Source organism: Corallococcus macrosporus, assembly GCF_017302985.1.
Classification (GTDB): domain Bacteria; phylum Myxococcota; class Myxococcia; order Myxococcales; family Myxococcaceae; genus Corallococcus; species Corallococcus macrosporus_A.
On the sequence record NZ_JAFIMU010000010.1, the window covers coordinates 44,162 to 57,011 of the forward strand.

Sequence of the window (12,850 nt, forward strand, 5' to 3'; positions counted from 1 at the left end):
CAGGTGGGGTTGGTCGCCGGGCAAGTTCCCGCCCTTACACGGGTTTTTCAAACCTGAAATCCGCCAATGGAAGCGGAACAGTCTGAAAACCCCCCGTGCTCCAAACCGACTGGGAGGCGGAGGCAGCCCTGCCTCCGCATATGGCGACTACGATATATGACACCTGAGGCAGGAGCGCGATTCCCGACGGGGCGGCTTGGCGTCGATCTTCGCTGGAGAACACTGCGGGCGTGTCCACATGCGAGTGGAAGACACTGACCACCGCCTCCTGTCGCAGGTCCGCGTCCAGGCACACCTGGAGCCACGCCTCCGGCGCGAAGGCATAGGCGACACGGGGCGTGGGGGAGACGTTGGGCAGGGGAACGACCCGCCAGGAGTCCCCCTCCCCCACCCCGCTCCGGAGGATCACGCCGCAGCCCTCGTGGGGCCACGCGGCCTCCAGGTGGCGGATCATCCCGGCGAGGACTTCCGGGGGGACGTCGCGGATCAGGGCTTCGCTTCCGCCGCCGCGCAGCGCGAGCACCGGCGCGGCTCCAGGTCCGTCATCGCGCCCGGCGCGCTCAACCACCGGCCGCCCAGCGCCGGGCCCATCCCCAGCCGCAGCCGCTGGAACACCAGCGCGCCCAGGGCGCCCAGGGCCACGCCCATGGCCCCGTCCGGCGGCGTGCCCAGGTGGCGCACCGTCTCCCCGAAGCACCAGACGCAGCCGTCCCTGCCCCGGAAAACCACTGCGCCGCGCACGCCGTCACCGCCCAGCGCGACCCAGGGGGCCTCGCCGCTCCAGGCCGCCGGCAGCTCCGCGAGCAGCCCGCCGCCGGACGTGCCCACCGCGTCCGGGTTCACCTCCGGAATCACGCGCGCCAGCACCTCCGCCACGGGCTGGCCCACGTCCTGGGCCGACGCGAGGAACCCCGGCGACCAGGGCCCCATGGTCAAGGAGCCCACGCCCGTCACCGGGGTGCCGCCGCCGGCCAGGTACGCCGTGGCGGTGAGGCCGGACGCGCCCAGCCCGTCCACGCGTGCGCCGCCCGACAGCAGGGCCTCCTGGCCGCGCCCGCCCACGTCCCGCAGGAGGATCTGCCGGGAGTAGCGGAGAATCTGATCCTCGCGCAGCGCCATGACGCTCCTCTCAGCCCCCCGCCATGGCCGGGATGAGGGTGATGCGGTCCGCGTCCTTCACCGGCGTGTCCAGGGCGTTGAGCGCGCGCACGTCCTCCTCGTTGAGGAAGATGTTCACGTACCGGCGCACGGTGCCCTTGTCGTCGAAGAGGCGCGCGCCCATGCCGGGGTAGCGCGCGTCCAGGTCGCGCAGCACCTCGCCCACGGTGGCGCCGGTGGCCTGGACCTCGGCCTGGTTGCGCGTGAGCGTGCGCATGGGTGTCGGAATGCGAATGGTGGCCATGGTTCATTTCCCCCGCTTGCGGATGATCAACCGGTGCGTGCCGTCCCCGCGCGGATCCAGGGACACCACGTCGTGGCCCTCATCCTTCGCGCTGCGGGGCACGTTCTTCAAGGGTTCATCGCCCTTGAGCAGCACCTCCAGCAGCGAGTCCGCGGGCAGCGACTCCAGCTTCAGCTTGGTGCGCACGTAGGTCATCGGACACACCTCGCGGGTGATGTCCAACGTCGCCGTCACGTCGGGCATGCGGTGTCCTCCTGGGACGAGGGGAACGGGGGCAGCGTCTGGATGTTGCACCCCGGGCAGCCGGGCGCGCGCGTCACCTTCACCGTGCGCCCCTCCAGCGTCTCGCCGTCGAGCACGTGCAGCGTGGCCTGACCCCGCGGCCCCGTCGCCGCGCCCGCCAGCAGCTCCAGCGCGAGCAGCGCCTGCACCGCGCCGATGAGCCCCGCCATCGCGCCCAGCACGCCCGCCTGCGCGCAGGTGGGCACCGCGTCCGGGGGCGGCACGTCCTCGTAGAGGCAGCGCAGGCACGGCCCGCCGGGGTCGATGCGCAGGGCCTGGCCGTTCATGCGCAGCACGCCGCCGTACACCAGCGGCACGCCGGTGAGCACCGCCACGTCCGACAGGAAGAACTTGGTGGCCACGCCGTCCGTCGCGTCCACCACCAGGTCGTGCTCGCGGAAGAGGCCCTCCGCGTTGCCCGCGTCCAGCCGCTCCGGCAGGGCCTCCACGCTCAGGCCGGGGAAGGCGCGCAGCAGGCCCGCGGCGGCGGACTCCGCCTTGAAGCGGCCAACGTCCTGGGTGCGGTGCCAGAGCTGCCGGGGCAGGTTCGTCACGTCCACCCGGTCCGGATCCACCAGCGTCAGGTGGCCCACTCCGCCCTGCGCCAGCGCGAGCGACGCCGGACAGCCCAGGCCGCCTGCCCCCACTACCAGCACCCGCGCGCGCTCGATGCGGGTGGCGTGGGGAATGCGCGCGTGGTGGTCGGTATCCGGCGAACCGTGCATGGGGCTGGTGCTCCGCGAGGAACGAAACGAATATGGGGCGTCGACTGGACGTCCCCTCTTCAAACCGCCGCCGTCACAAGCGGCCCTCACCTGCCAGGACATATGAAAAACCTGACCGGCGCGCTCGTGTTTTCCACCCTGCTGTCCCTGGCTGTCGGCTGCCACAAGAACACCGGCGAGAGCCCTGACGCGGCCACGCAGACCGGCACCGTCAAGGAGGAGCTCCAGGCGGCCCCCGACGCCGCTCCCGCCCCCACGGCCACCGCCGAGGCCGGCACGAAGGACGCGAGCGCCGTGAGCTACGACTCGGGCGCCAGCGACCGCCTGGCCCTGGAGGCCTGCGTGGACGGCTGGCTCAAGTCCCACAACCTGGACCGCTACGGCAGCCAGAAGGGCACCATGTACGCGGGCGGCACGCCCCTGTTCGACGAGCGCACCGGCGAGACGAAGGACCGCCTGGACTTCGTCCTCGAGCGCCAGCCCGAAGCCAAGAAGGCGTGCGCGGACGAAGGCGCCCCCAAGTAACGCGTGTCTCCGCACCCGCCAGGATGCCGACCTGGCGGCTTGCCGGGAATTCCGCTCCCGGAGAAGGTCCCGTAAGCTGCCGCTCGCATGGACAGCGACCTCCGACCCGGCGACGACCACCCGGCCCATGACCTGAAGGCCCGCGTCCGCGCCGTGCTGGAGCGCCGCAACCTCACGGACAACGTGTCCGCGGAGCAGGCGGCGGCCTCCTGGGAGCAGGACCGCTTCGTCGCCCGGGCCCGCGCGCTGTTCTACGCGCGGATGATGTTCCTCACGTTGGGCCTGCTCATCCTCGCGGTGCCCGCGTGGAGCGGCTACTTCGGCTTCAACGGGCCCATCTCCTTCCTGGGCTACTTCGCGATGCTCATCTACAGCGTCGCGAACCTGCTCGTCATCGACCACCCGAAGGCCGGCCGGTGGGTGACGTACCTGTCGCTCTGCTTCGACCTGCTGATCACCGTGGTGCTCATCGCGCGTCCGCAGGTGGGCGGCGGCCTCCAGAGTCCACTGCTGGCGACGCAGCTCTTGTTCACCACGCTCTTCGCCATCCTCTTCCCCAAGCCGCTGGCCATCCTGCCGCCGCTCCTGGCGCTGCCCATCACCACGCGCCTGGACCTGCTCCTCAACCGCTCCGTGACGGCGGTGGAGCTGCTCACGCTGCTCTGGTACCTGGGACTCAACTTCATCATCGTCTACGTGCTCGTGTACCTGAACGAGCGCGAGGCCACCGCGCACCGCGAGGTGGTGTCCCTGCAGGGCGACCTGAAGGAGCTGGCGGTGGTGGAGGAGCGCAACCGGCTGGCGCGCGAAATCCACGACGGCCTGGGCGCGTCGCTGTCCTCCATGATCATCCAGGCGGAGTACATCCTGAACCTCGCGCGCGAGGACGGGCTGCGCACGGAGATCCGCGAGATGAAGGCCACCGCGGAGGAGTCCATTGAAGAGCTGCGCCGCAACCTGCGGATGATGCGCGACGACTTCGAGCTGGCGCAGGGTCTGGAGGACTACGTCAAGACGTTCCGCGAGCGCACCGGGCAGGACATCCGCTTCGAGCGCACGGGCCTGACGCGCAAGCTGCCCCCGGACGCGCAGCTGGCGCTGTTCCGCATCCTCCAGGAGTGCCTGTCCAACGCCGCGAAGCACGCCGAGGCGAAGGAGGTCCAGGTGCGCCTGGACTTCAGCGCGGAGGGCGTGCACCTGGTGGTCCGCGACAACGGCAAGGGCTTCGACCCGGGCCGCACGCCGCGCGGCCACTACGGCCTGCTCAACATGCGTGAGCGGGCCATGAAGCTCGGGGGTTCCATCGTGGTGGACTCGGCGCCCGGCGCTGGGGCCCAGGTGGCCTTCTCCCTTCCCTGTCTTTCCGCCTGACACGCACCGGAGATCCGCCCCGTGGACCCGACTTCCAGCGCCGCCCCCCTCCCCATCCGCGTGTTCGTCGTGGAGGACCAGACCAAGATCCTGAAGAACCAGCTGCGCCTCTTCGAGGGCCACCCGGACATCGACATCGTGGGCACCGCGCTGTCCGGCGAAGCCGCGTTGGCGGAGGTGGAGCGCGATCAACCGGACGTGATGCTGCTGGACCTGGGGCTGCCGCGCATGAGCGGCATCGACGTGACGCGCGAGGTGAAGGCGCGCTTCCCGAAGGTGGAGATCCTGATCTTCACCATCTTCGACGAGGAGGACAAAGTCCTCGAAGCCGTGAAGGCGGGCGCGTCCGGCTACCTGCTCAAGGGCGCGACGGTGGACAAGATCGTCGAGGCCATCAAGGAGGTGCGCGCGGGCGGCACGGTCATCCAGCCGAACCTCGCGCGGCGCCTGTTGCGCCACTTCCGCGTGGAGCCGGACACCGCGCCCGTGCCCACCGAGCCGCTGCCCGTGACGCCGTCCGCCGCGGAGGCCGCCGCGGATGCGTCCGCGCGCGAGCCGCTGCTCAAGCCGCTGTCGGACCGCGAGCGCGAAATCCTGCAGCTCATCGCCAAGGGCGTGTCCAACAGCGAGGCGGCCCGGCTGCTGTCGCTCTCCAAGGCGACCATCCGCACGCACCTGGAGCACATCTACCGGAAACTCGAGGTGACGAACCGCGTGGAGGCCGTCACCGAGGGCATCCGCAAGGGCCTCATCTCCGTCTAGTAGCGGGCCCTGATGGGTCGGGCCGTTTCTTTTCACGGACGACGCGGTGCGTGGCCTCTACAGTGGGGAGTCTTCCTTCCCCACTCACAGGAGCCCCACCATGGACGTCCGCGCCGCCGTCGCCTTCGAGGCCGGCAAGCCCCTGAGCATCGAAACCGTGCACCTGGAAGGCCCCAAGGCGGGCGAGGTGCTGATCGAGCTGAAGGCCACCGGCCTGTGCCACACCGACGAGTTCACCCGCTCCGGCGCGGACCCGGAGGGGCTGTTCCCCGCCATCTTCGGCCACGAGGGCGCGGGCATCGTCGTGGACGTGGGCCCGGGCGTCACCAGCGTGAAGAAGGGCGACCACGTCATCCCGCTCTACACGCCGGAGTGCCGCGGCTGTAAGTCGTGCCTGTCCCAGAAGACGAACCTGTGCACGGCCATCCGCGCCACGCAGGGCAAGGGCCTGATGCCGGATGGCACCAGCCGCTTCCGCCTGGGCAAGCAGATGATCCACCACTACATGGGCTGCTCCACGTTCGCGAACTACACGGTGCTGCCGGAGATCGCCGTGGCGAAGATCCGCGAGGACGCCCCGTTCGAGAAGGTCTGCTACATCGGCTGCGGCGTCACCACGGGCGTGGGCGCCGTCGTCTACACCGCGAAGGTGGAGGCCGGCGCGAAGGTCGTCGTCTTCGGCCTGGGCGGTATCGGCCTCAACGTCGTGCAGGCCGCGCGCATGGTGGGCGCGGACATGATCGTCGGCGTGGACCTGAACCCCGCTCGCAAGGAGATCGCGGAGAAGTTCGGGATGACGCACTTCGTGAACCCGAAGGAGGTGGAGGGCGACCTCGTCCCCTACCTCGTGAACCTCACCGGCGGCGGCGCGGACTACAGCTTCGAGTGCATCGGCAACGTGAAGACCATGCGCCAGGCCCTCGAGTGCTGCCACCGTGGCTGGGGCGAGAGCATCATCATCGGCGTGGCGGGCGCGGGGCAGGAGATCAGCACCCGGCCGTTCCAGTTGGTCACCGGCCGCGTGTGGAAGGGCAGCGCGTTCGGCGGGGCCCGTGGCCGCACGGACGTGCCGAAGATCGTGGACTGGTACATGGACGGGAAGATTCAGGTGGACCCGCTCATCACCCACACGCTGAAGCTGGAGGAGATCAACCACGGCTTCGACCTGATGCACGAGGGCAAGTCCATCCGCAGCGTGGTGAAGTACGCATGAGCGCCGTGACTCCGACGCTCGTCAGCGAGCACGCGTGCTTCGGAGGGACGCAGTCCTTCTGGAAGCACCCGTCCGAGGCCTGCGGCGGTGAGATGCGCTTCAGCGTCTACACGCCGCCCCAGGCGAAGCACGGCAAGGTGCCGGTGCTGTACTACCTGGCGGGCCTCACCTGCACGGAGGAGACGTTCGCCATCAAGGGCGGTGCGCAGCGCGTGGCGGCCGAGCTGGGGCTGATGCTCGTGGCGCCGGACACCAGTCCTCGCGGCGCGGGCATCCCGGGCGAGGACGCGGACTGGGACTTCGGCACCGGCGCGGGCTTCTACCTGGACGCCACCCAGGAGCCCTGGAAGGCGCGCTACCGCATGGGCACGTACATCACGAAGGAGCTGCCCGGCATCATTGGCGCGCACTTCCCCGCGCGCATGGACCGCGAGGGCATCTTCGGGCACTCCATGGGCGGGCACGGCGCGCTGGTGACGGCGCTGCGCGACCCGGGCCGGTACCGGTCCGTGTCCGCGTTCGCGCCCATTGGCGCGCCCATCCGCAGCCCCTGGGGCAAGAAGGCCTTTGGCGGCTACCTGGGGCCGGATGAGGCGACGTGGCGCGAGTACGACGCCACGGAGCTGCTGAAGGCTGGCCGGCGCGTGCCGGCACTGCTCGTGGACCAGGGGACGAAGGACAAGTTCCTGCCGGACCAGCTGCACCCGCACTTCCTCAAGGAAGCCTGCGAGGCGGCGGGCCAGCCCCTCACCCTGCGCATGCAGGAGGGGTACGACCACGGCTACTACTTCATCTCCACGTTCATGGAAGACCACCTGCGCCACCATGGCGCGGCGCTGAACGCGGGCTGAAGCCGCGGCCCGGGCACTCATGCCCCTCAATCCCCTTCCCTCCCCGGCCCGAAACGTGGGAGGCGTGGGGGCATGAGTGCTTCCTTCAAGTCCCTGGGCCTGTCCCCCGAAACGCTGGGCGCCGTGAAGCGTGCCCGCTTCGGCGCTCCCACGCCCATCCAGGCGCAGGCCATCCCGCCCGCGCTGTCCGGCCGCGACGTCATCGGCTGCGCGGCCACCGGCACCGGCAAGACGGCCGCCTACCTGCTCCCCATGATTGAACGCTTCGCGGGCGAGCGCGGCACGCTGGGCCTCATCCTCACGCCCACGCGCGAGCTGGCGCAGCAGGTGACCGAGCAGGCCCGCTTCTTCGGCGAGTCCCTGCGCGTGCTGCCCACGCTCATCGTCGGCGGCGAGGACATGAACGCGCAGGTGGATGCGCTCAAGGAGCGCCCCACCCTCATCGTCGCCACGCCGGGCCGGCTGGTGGACCTCTTGGGCGTGAAGGCCGTGAACCTGTCGCGCATCCAGACGTTGGTGCTGGATGAAGCGGACCGGATGCTCGACATGGGCTTCCTGCCGCAGATCAACCAGATCCTCCACGCGCTGCCCCGCGAGCGCCAGACGCTGCTGTTCTCCGCCACCCTGGGCGCGGACGTGACGCGCTTTGGCCAGCGCGCCCTGCACAAGCCCGTGCGCGTGGAGGTGACGCCCAGCGGGACGCCCGCGCCGCGCGCCGAGCAGCACCTCTACATCGTGAAGCCCGAGGAGAAGTGGCCGCTGCTGCTCACGCTGCTCGCGCAGGACCAGGCCAGCGCGCTCGTGTTCGTGCGCACCCAGCAGCGCGCGGACAAGATGAAGGAGCTGCTCGCCGCCGCGGGCCACAAGTCCGCCGCCCTGCACGCGGGCCGCACGCAGGCGCAGCGGCGTCAGGCGTTGGAGGGCTTCCGCCGGGGGCAGTACCGCTGCCTCGTGGCCACCGACCTGGCGGCGCGCGGACTGGACGTGGATGACATCGGCCACGTCATCAGCCTGGATGTGCCGCACGGGCCGGAGGACTACGTGCACCGCATCGGCCGCACCGCTCGCGCGGCGGCCAGTGGGCGGGCGTCACTCTTCGCGCTGGAAGTGGAGCGCCGCACGCTCCAGGACATCGAGCGCATCATCCGCCAGGAGCTTCCCCGCACGGAGGTGCCTCGCAAGGACCCCATCTTCCAGCGGGAGATGGCGGCGTTCCTGGCGAAGCAGCGCGACCCGGGGCCTCCCCAGGCCGACCATGGCCGCTCCAAGCGGCCCGAGGGCGCGGCGCCCGGGCGGCATGCCCGGACGCACGGCAAGGGCCGGCCAAAGGGCCCCAGCGGTCAGTGATCGTGGTCCTCACCGGGGCCGTGCGCGTGGCCGTGCTCGAGCTCCTCGGGCGTGGCGGCGCGCACTTCCTTGATGGTGACCTCGAAGTGCAGCTCCTTGCCGGCGAACGGGTGGTTGAAGTCCACCAGCACCGTGTCCTTGCGAACTTCCTTCACCAGGAAGTCGACCTCGTCCCCTTCCGGGTCCGTGGCGCTCAGGATGCCGCCGGCCTTGATCTCCAGGTCGTCGGGGAACTCGGTCCGGGGGACCTCTTCCACGCCTTCCGGGTCGTAGTCGCCGTAGCCATCCGCCGCGGAGACGACCGTCTTCAGCGACTCGCCCGCGGACTTGCCCTCCAGCGCCTTCTCCAGGCCGGGGACGATCTCTTCGTAGCCGTGCAGGTAGACGAGCGGATCGCCTGCCTCGCTCTCGTCCACGATCTTCCCGTCGCCGAGGTGCAGCTTGTAGTCAATGGCGACAACACTGTCCTTGCCGATTTTCATGGGGCCCTCATAGCGCATTCAGTCATGTCGCGGTGGAAGGATGATGCTCACCGTTACAGCGTGCACACGGACCGCCTACCAGCGCATGCGCAGCTCGAAGCGGCCGTGTCCGTCGTCGTTCTCCAGCACCGCGTGGGCGGTCGCGGCGCCGGCCTGACGCAGGGCCTCCTCGCAGCACCCCGCCGCGGCCTCCGCCGGAAAGGGGTAGCCCTGGAATGTCACCCGCCAGTCCTTGGGACCCAACTCCAGGGAGGTGATCTCCACCGGCTCCATCACCGAGCGGAAGCTCAGCGCCACCCGCTTCATGGCGCGCTCCGGGCCCGCGACCTTCAGGGCCACGTTCACCACCTTGCCCACCAGCGTCTCGAAGTAGCCGCGCACCAGGTCCCGGCCCATCTGCCGCAGCGCCTCCTGCTGCGGACGGCCCGCGTAGGCGGCCTGCAGCACCAGGTTCTGGCAGCGCAGGAACACCGACGCCGGATAGCTGGCCCGGGGACGGTCCGGGTCATAGCCCGCGGCCGTCATGCGCTCGCGCAAGGACGAGTCCAATCGCACGCAGCGCAGGAGCGACTCGAACAGCGTGGACTGGATGACGACCTCGGCCGGGGACATGGGCGCTCGAATTGGGGAAACGCGTTGAAACCGGTAAGGCGCGCGACACTATCCTTTCGGGTCGTGGAAGCGAGCCCCCTGGCGATGTCACGTCCAGCGCTTGTCGTTTCAAGGCCTTGGAGCCGCCAGGGGGGCAATCGTCCGTCCCTGGAAACGATTTCCGGGCAGGGCCGTCCGTGAGCCAGACGATGGAAGGCGTCACGGACGAAGCGCTCATGGACCAGTTCTGTCAGGGAGACCACCCGGCGTTCGAAGCGCTGTTCGCCCGGCATGCCGGGCGTGTGCACGGCTTCCTCGCCCGCATGGTGAGGGACGGACCGCTGGCGGAGGACCTCATGCAGACCACGTTCCTCTCCGTCATCCGCGCCCGGGGCCGCTACGAGCGGGGCACGCGCTTCACCCCCTGGCTGCTCACCATCGCGGCGAACGCGGCCCGGGACGCGCTGCGGCACCAGCAGCACGTGGACGCGCATGCCCACGCGCCGCCGGAAGGGCTCCTGGCCGTGCCCGCGCCGGACGGCGACCCGGCCATGCGCCGGCGCATCGAGGACGCGCTCCAGCAGTTGCCCGTGGAGCAGCGCGAGGCCGTGGTGCTGAGCAAGCTCGAGGGCTGGTCCTTCGAGGAGATCGCCGAGATGCGAGGCATCCGCGCGGGTGCGGCGCGGCTGCGGGCACACCGGGGCTACGAGAAGCTGCGCGAGCTGCTCGGCGGATTGGAGGAGGTGTCATGAGCGCTCCTTCGGACCCGTGGCGGTCCACCCCACCCCGTCTGGACCCGAAGGCGATGCAGCGCGCGCTGGAGGCGTCGCGCGCGGAGCTGGCGCTGAAGCGGCCGGTGCGCTCCTGGCGCGCTCAGGCGGTGGGGCTGTTCGCGGCGTCCGCGGGCCTGGCGTTCGCGGTGGCCGGGGTGTTCCTGGCGCTGGGGCGCATCACGGGCGCGGTGCTGACGGGCCGCGCGCCGATGCTGGCGATGCTCCTGTCCACGGGCGCGGTCTGCTCGTGGGGGGCGCTGTCCCCGCGCGGGCGCCGGCTGCGGTGGGTGGGCGTGGGGATGGCGCTGGTGAGCTCCGCGCTGCTGGTGCTGACACGGGCGGCCCCGAGGGGCCCCTCCACGCTGCCCGAGTGGGTGTGCACGGTGAGCCATGTGGCGCTGGCGCTGGTGCCCCTGGTGGTGGCGGTGGTGGCGCTGCGGTCGGCCGCGTTCGACCCGCTGCGCGCGGCGGTGGCGGGGCTGTCGGTGGGGACGGTGGGCGCGTTCATGGGCGAGCTGGCGTGTGAGCAGGGCCCCGGACACGTGGCCATCTATCACCTGGGGGCGTGGGCGCTGCTGACGTTCACGACCTGGGCGCTGTCGAAACGACTCAAACCCCGGACCTACGCACCATGAAGCACGACCCCTCGCTCATCTTGACGGAAGACGTGGACGGCGCGCCGGTGCGCATTGGCGCGACGGTGATGGTGGTCCGCACCGAGCCGGACGACGTCATCTCCGAGCGCTTCCTGGGCCGCGTGGGCGTCGTCGTGGCGCTCGTCTTCGATGATCCGGCCACGCAGTACCCGGCGGATCCGCTCATCCAGGTCCGCGTGGCCGGCGTGGGCGAAGACCTGTTCTTCGCCCGGGAGATCGTCGAGGTGCCGCAGGGTCACTTCGTCACGTTCGGGTCGTCCAGCTCCGGGTAGTGGCGGAAGATGCCCTTCTCGTTGAAGGGCTGGGCGCGCGGGGACTGCTTGTACGCGGCGATGCGCGGCCGCTCCCGGATGCGCTGGTGCAGCGCCATCACGCCGGGCACTTCCGAGGCGATGCGGCGCATGGCGTTGGGAAACGCGTAGCGCAGGCCGTCCACGAGTTGGAAGAGCGCCAGCTCCGGGTAGGAGAAGTCGCTGCCCAGGAGGTACTTCCCGCCGCCCTGGGGGTTCGCCTTCAGCACGCGTTCGAAGTAGCCCAGGAACTTCGGGATGCGCTGGGTGCGGAAGTCCTCGGCGCGCTGCTTCGCGGCGTCCTTCTGCTCGTCGTAGTACTTCATCACGGCGATGGGATGGTGCGTGTCGTGCGCCTCCGCCACGACGTCCGCGACGGTGAGCTGGAATTGACGGGCGTGCAGCCGCGACGCCTCGTCGGAAGGGACGAGGCCGAAGCGTTCACCCAGGTACGCGCAGATGTTCGCGGCCTGGGAGAAGACGACGTCGCCCACCTTGAGCATGGGCGGCGCGTACGCGGGCACGGGGCCCTTGCCGAGCATGTCCGAAACGGCCTTCCCGCCACCGGGTTGCAGGCCCACGTCCACCCAGTCCGCGCCGGCCTCTTCCAGCACCAGCCGCACGAACTCGCCCCGGCCGGGAATGCCGGGCCAGTAGTACAGCTCGAACCTCGCGTCGCTCATCGCCGTCACCTCGCGTGATGGGAACCGGCGCGCATCCTGCGCTCGTGGGATGCGCATTCAGGAAACCCATCCACGGGGAGGGTTCAATCCCCCACGGTCCGGCGGGCCCAGGCGCCGAAGACCATCTCGCCCAGGTAGGTCGTGTTGGCCTTCGTTCGTTCCTCGAGGAGCCGCGCGTCGATGGTGTCGATGCCCATCTCCTCCTCCGTGGCGATGCCGTGCCGCACGATGCGCGGGAGCATGGCCCGCAGGATGGGGCCCACCGGGTGGTGCACCTTCGGCGTCTGCAAGGTGGCTTCGGCACGGACGTGCTCCACCGAGAGGCCGGCCTGCTCCATCGCGGGGGCCAGGTGGAAGCCCATGTGGAGGTCCGCGCCTTCACGCTCCACGGTGTGCCACATCCACTCGCTCACGCGGATGTGGAGCGGCAGCGGCGGCAGGCTCACCGGGCCGATGGACGCGTCGTTCTCCTGGAAGACCACGAGCCCACCGGGCTTCACGGCCCGGACGAGTCCCCGCAGGGCGGCCACCGCGTCGGGCTGGTACATGAGCACGCGCCGTCCGGTGATGGCGTCGAACAGGCCCAGCTCGGGCGGCACGGCGGCCAGGTCCGCTTCGATGAAGGTGACGTTCGACAAGCCCTGCTCCCGGGCCTTCTCCCGGGCCATGGACAGCAGGTGGGGGTCGCGATCCAGGCCCACCACCTGCCCCGTGCTGCCCACCCTCCTTGCGACGAGGAACGTGAGGGCACCGAAAGCGCAGCCGACATCCAGCACGCGCATGCCCTCGCGGATTCCCGCGTCGTCCAGCAAGCGCTCCATCATCTCTTCCCGCGTGTCCGCCATCTCCATCCTCCTGGCGGCACACGATAGGAAAGCGCCGCCCCCGGAATGGAGG

The 12,850-nt window shown here is 70.4% G+C and carries 18 protein-coding genes; 9 read left to right on the forward strand and 9 right to left on the reverse strand.

Annotated elements, in window-relative coordinates; all coding sequences use genetic code 11:
* Positions 1-34: 34 nt before the first annotated feature.
* The 5 genes from JYK02_RS30930 to JYK02_RS30950 are packed head-to-tail and all read right to left on the reverse strand — an operon-like array spanning position 35 to position 2,409.
* Positions 35-568, reverse strand: a complete 534-nt coding sequence (locus JYK02_RS30930; protein ID WP_347402628.1) for a M67 family metallopeptidase — start codon at positions 566-568, stop codon at positions 35-37.
* Positions 487-1,119 (reverse strand): HesA/MoeB/ThiF family protein, encoded by a 633-nt coding sequence (locus tag JYK02_RS30935; protein ID WP_207056421.1) that lies wholly within the window; start codon positions 1,117-1,119, stop codon positions 487-489. Before JYK02_RS30935 ends, JYK02_RS30930 begins: the two co-directional genes overlap by 82 nt.
* 10 nt (positions 1,120-1,129) lie before the next feature.
* The gene (locus JYK02_RS30940) at positions 1,130-1,402 is read right to left on the reverse strand and encodes a ubiquitin-like small modifier protein 1 (protein WP_207056423.1); all 273 of its coding nucleotides are present in this window, start codon (positions 1,400-1,402) and stop codon (positions 1,130-1,132) included.
* Between the two features lie 3 nt (positions 1,403-1,405).
* Positions 1,406-1,645 (reverse strand): sulfurtransferase TusA family protein, encoded by a 240-nt coding sequence (locus JYK02_RS30945; protein WP_207056425.1) that lies wholly within the window; start codon positions 1,643-1,645, stop codon positions 1,406-1,408.
* On the reverse strand, positions 1,633-2,409 hold the full coding sequence (locus JYK02_RS30950; protein ID WP_207056427.1) for a HesA/MoeB/ThiF family protein: 777 nt from the start codon (positions 2,407-2,409) through the stop codon (positions 1,633-1,635). The genes JYK02_RS30945 and JYK02_RS30950 overlap by 13 nt, the downstream gene beginning before the upstream one ends.
* A 102-nt stretch (positions 2,410-2,511) precedes the next feature.
* Here JYK02_RS30950 and JYK02_RS30955 point away from each other — a divergent pair, with 102 nt between their 5' ends.
* The 6 genes from JYK02_RS30955 (at position 2,512) to JYK02_RS30980 (ending at position 8,478) form a co-directional block, all read left to right on the forward strand.
* A complete protein-coding gene (locus JYK02_RS30955; protein ID WP_207056429.1) occupies positions 2,512-2,934 on the forward strand; it encodes a hypothetical protein in 423 nt (140 codons plus the stop codon).
* An 87-nt stretch (positions 2,935-3,021) separates the two neighbouring features.
* Positions 3,022-4,305: a sensor histidine kinase gene (locus tag JYK02_RS30960; protein ID WP_207056430.1), complete on the forward strand. Its 1,284-nt coding sequence runs from the start codon at positions 3,022-3,024 to the stop codon at positions 4,303-4,305.
* A gap of 21 nt (positions 4,306-4,326) precedes the next feature.
* Positions 4,327-5,067 (forward strand): response regulator, encoded by a 741-nt coding sequence (locus tag JYK02_RS30965; RefSeq protein ID WP_207056431.1) that lies wholly within the window; start codon positions 4,327-4,329, stop codon positions 5,065-5,067.
* A 100-nt stretch (positions 5,068-5,167) separates the two neighbouring features.
* Positions 5,168-6,280 (forward strand): S-(hydroxymethyl)glutathione dehydrogenase/class III alcohol dehydrogenase, encoded by a 1,113-nt coding sequence (locus JYK02_RS30970; protein WP_120552425.1) that lies wholly within the window; start codon positions 5,168-5,170, stop codon positions 6,278-6,280.
* A complete protein-coding gene (fghA, locus tag JYK02_RS30975; protein ID WP_207056432.1) occupies positions 6,277-7,131 on the forward strand; it encodes an S-formylglutathione hydrolase in 855 nt (284 codons plus the stop codon). The genes JYK02_RS30970 and fghA overlap by 4 nt, the downstream gene beginning before the upstream one ends.
* Before the next feature lie 72 nt (positions 7,132-7,203).
* Positions 7,204-8,478: a DEAD/DEAH box helicase gene (locus tag JYK02_RS30980; protein ID WP_207056433.1), complete on the forward strand. Its 1,275-nt coding sequence runs from the start codon at positions 7,204-7,206 to the stop codon at positions 8,476-8,478.
* Here the strand turns inward: JYK02_RS30980 and JYK02_RS30985 are convergent.
* Both JYK02_RS30985 and JYK02_RS30990 read right to left on the reverse strand, forming a co-directional pair.
* Entirely contained in the window at positions 8,472-8,960 is a 489-nt protein-coding gene (locus JYK02_RS30985) for an FKBP-type peptidyl-prolyl cis-trans isomerase (protein ID WP_207056434.1), read from the reverse strand. The genes JYK02_RS30980 and JYK02_RS30985 overlap by 7 nt on opposite strands.
* Positions 8,961-9,035: 75 nt before the next feature.
* Positions 9,036-9,572, reverse strand: a complete 537-nt coding sequence (locus JYK02_RS30990) for a DUF2378 family protein (protein ID WP_207056435.1) — start codon at positions 9,570-9,572, stop codon at positions 9,036-9,038.
* 188 nt (positions 9,573-9,760) lie between these two features.
* On the opposite strand from JYK02_RS30990, the gene JYK02_RS30995 reads away from it, so the two are divergent.
* The 3 genes from JYK02_RS30995 to JYK02_RS31005 are packed head-to-tail and all read left to right on the forward strand — an operon-like array spanning position 9,761 to position 11,252.
* Positions 9,761-10,303 (forward strand): RNA polymerase sigma factor, encoded by a 543-nt coding sequence (locus JYK02_RS30995; protein WP_207056844.1) that lies wholly within the window; start codon positions 9,761-9,763, stop codon positions 10,301-10,303.
* The gene (locus tag JYK02_RS31000; protein ID WP_207056436.1) at positions 10,300-10,959 is read left to right on the forward strand and encodes a DUF1109 domain-containing protein; all 660 of its coding nucleotides are present in this window, start codon (positions 10,300-10,302) and stop codon (positions 10,957-10,959) included. The genes JYK02_RS30995 and JYK02_RS31000 overlap by 4 nt, the downstream gene beginning before the upstream one ends.
* Positions 10,956-11,252: a Carotenogenesis protein CarS gene (locus tag JYK02_RS31005; RefSeq protein ID WP_207056437.1), complete on the forward strand. Its 297-nt coding sequence runs from the start codon at positions 10,956-10,958 to the stop codon at positions 11,250-11,252. Before JYK02_RS31000 ends, JYK02_RS31005 begins: the two co-directional genes overlap by 4 nt.
* Here JYK02_RS31005 and JYK02_RS31010 read toward each other — a convergent pair.
* Together JYK02_RS31010 and JYK02_RS31015 are read right to left on the reverse strand one after the other, a co-directional pair.
* Entirely contained in the window at positions 11,216-12,010 is a 795-nt protein-coding gene (locus tag JYK02_RS31010; RefSeq protein WP_242589409.1) for a glutathione S-transferase, read from the reverse strand. The genes JYK02_RS31005 and JYK02_RS31010 overlap by 37 nt on opposite strands.
* A 26-nt stretch (positions 12,011-12,036) precedes the next feature.
* On the reverse strand, positions 12,037-12,798 hold the full coding sequence (locus JYK02_RS31015) for a class I SAM-dependent methyltransferase (RefSeq protein WP_207056438.1): 762 nt from the start codon (positions 12,796-12,798) through the stop codon (positions 12,037-12,039).
* Positions 12,799-12,850: the final 52 nt, after the last annotated feature.

Excerpts from the sequence above, each read along its gene's own strand:
- JYK02_RS30990 (WP_207056435.1), bottom strand. The coding sequence starts at position 9,572 with ATGTCCCCGGCCGAGGTCGTCATCCAGTCCACGCTGTTCGAGTCGCTC.
- JYK02_RS30980 (WP_207056433.1), top strand. The coding sequence starts at position 7,204 with ATGAGTGCTTCCTTCAAGTCCCTGGGCCTGTCCCCCGAAACGCTGGGC.
- JYK02_RS30995 (WP_207056844.1), top strand. The coding sequence starts at position 9,761 with ATGGAAGGCGTCACGGACGAAGCGCTCATGGACCAGTTCTGTCAGGGA.
- JYK02_RS31015 (WP_207056438.1), bottom strand. The coding sequence starts at position 12,798 with ATGGCGGACACGCGGGAAGAGATGATGGAGCGCTTGCTGGACGACGCG.
- JYK02_RS30970 (WP_120552425.1), top strand. The coding sequence starts at position 5,168 with ATGGACGTCCGCGCCGCCGTCGCCTTCGAGGCCGGCAAGCCCCTGAGC.
- JYK02_RS31010 (WP_242589409.1), bottom strand. The coding sequence starts at position 12,010 with ATGCGCATCCCACGAGCGCAGGATGCGCGCCGGTTCCCATCACGCGAG.
- JYK02_RS30950 (WP_207056427.1), bottom strand. The coding sequence starts at position 2,409 with ATGCACGGTTCGCCGGATACCGACCACCACGCGCGCATTCCCCACGCC.
- JYK02_RS30960 (WP_207056430.1), top strand. The coding sequence starts at position 3,022 with ATGGACAGCGACCTCCGACCCGGCGACGACCACCCGGCCCATGACCTG.
- JYK02_RS30955 (WP_207056429.1), top strand. The coding sequence starts at position 2,512 with ATGAAAAACCTGACCGGCGCGCTCGTGTTTTCCACCCTGCTGTCCCTG.
- JYK02_RS31005 (WP_207056437.1), top strand. The coding sequence starts at position 10,956 with ATGAAGCACGACCCCTCGCTCATCTTGACGGAAGACGTGGACGGCGCG.
- JYK02_RS30985 (WP_207056434.1), bottom strand. The coding sequence starts at position 8,960 with ATGAAAATCGGCAAGGACAGTGTTGTCGCCATTGACTACAAGCTGCAC.
- fghA (WP_207056432.1), top strand. The coding sequence starts at position 6,277 with ATGAGCGCCGTGACTCCGACGCTCGTCAGCGAGCACGCGTGCTTCGGA.
- JYK02_RS30940 (WP_207056423.1), bottom strand. The coding sequence starts at position 1,402 with ATGGCCACCATTCGCATTCCGACACCCATGCGCACGCTCACGCGCAAC.
- JYK02_RS30945 (WP_207056425.1), bottom strand. The coding sequence starts at position 1,645 with ATGCCCGACGTGACGGCGACGTTGGACATCACCCGCGAGGTGTGTCCG.
- JYK02_RS31000 (WP_207056436.1), top strand. The coding sequence starts at position 10,300 with ATGAGCGCTCCTTCGGACCCGTGGCGGTCCACCCCACCCCGTCTGGAC.
- JYK02_RS30935 (WP_207056421.1), bottom strand. The coding sequence starts at position 1,119 with ATGGCGCTGCGCGAGGATCAGATTCTCCGCTACTCCCGGCAGATCCTC.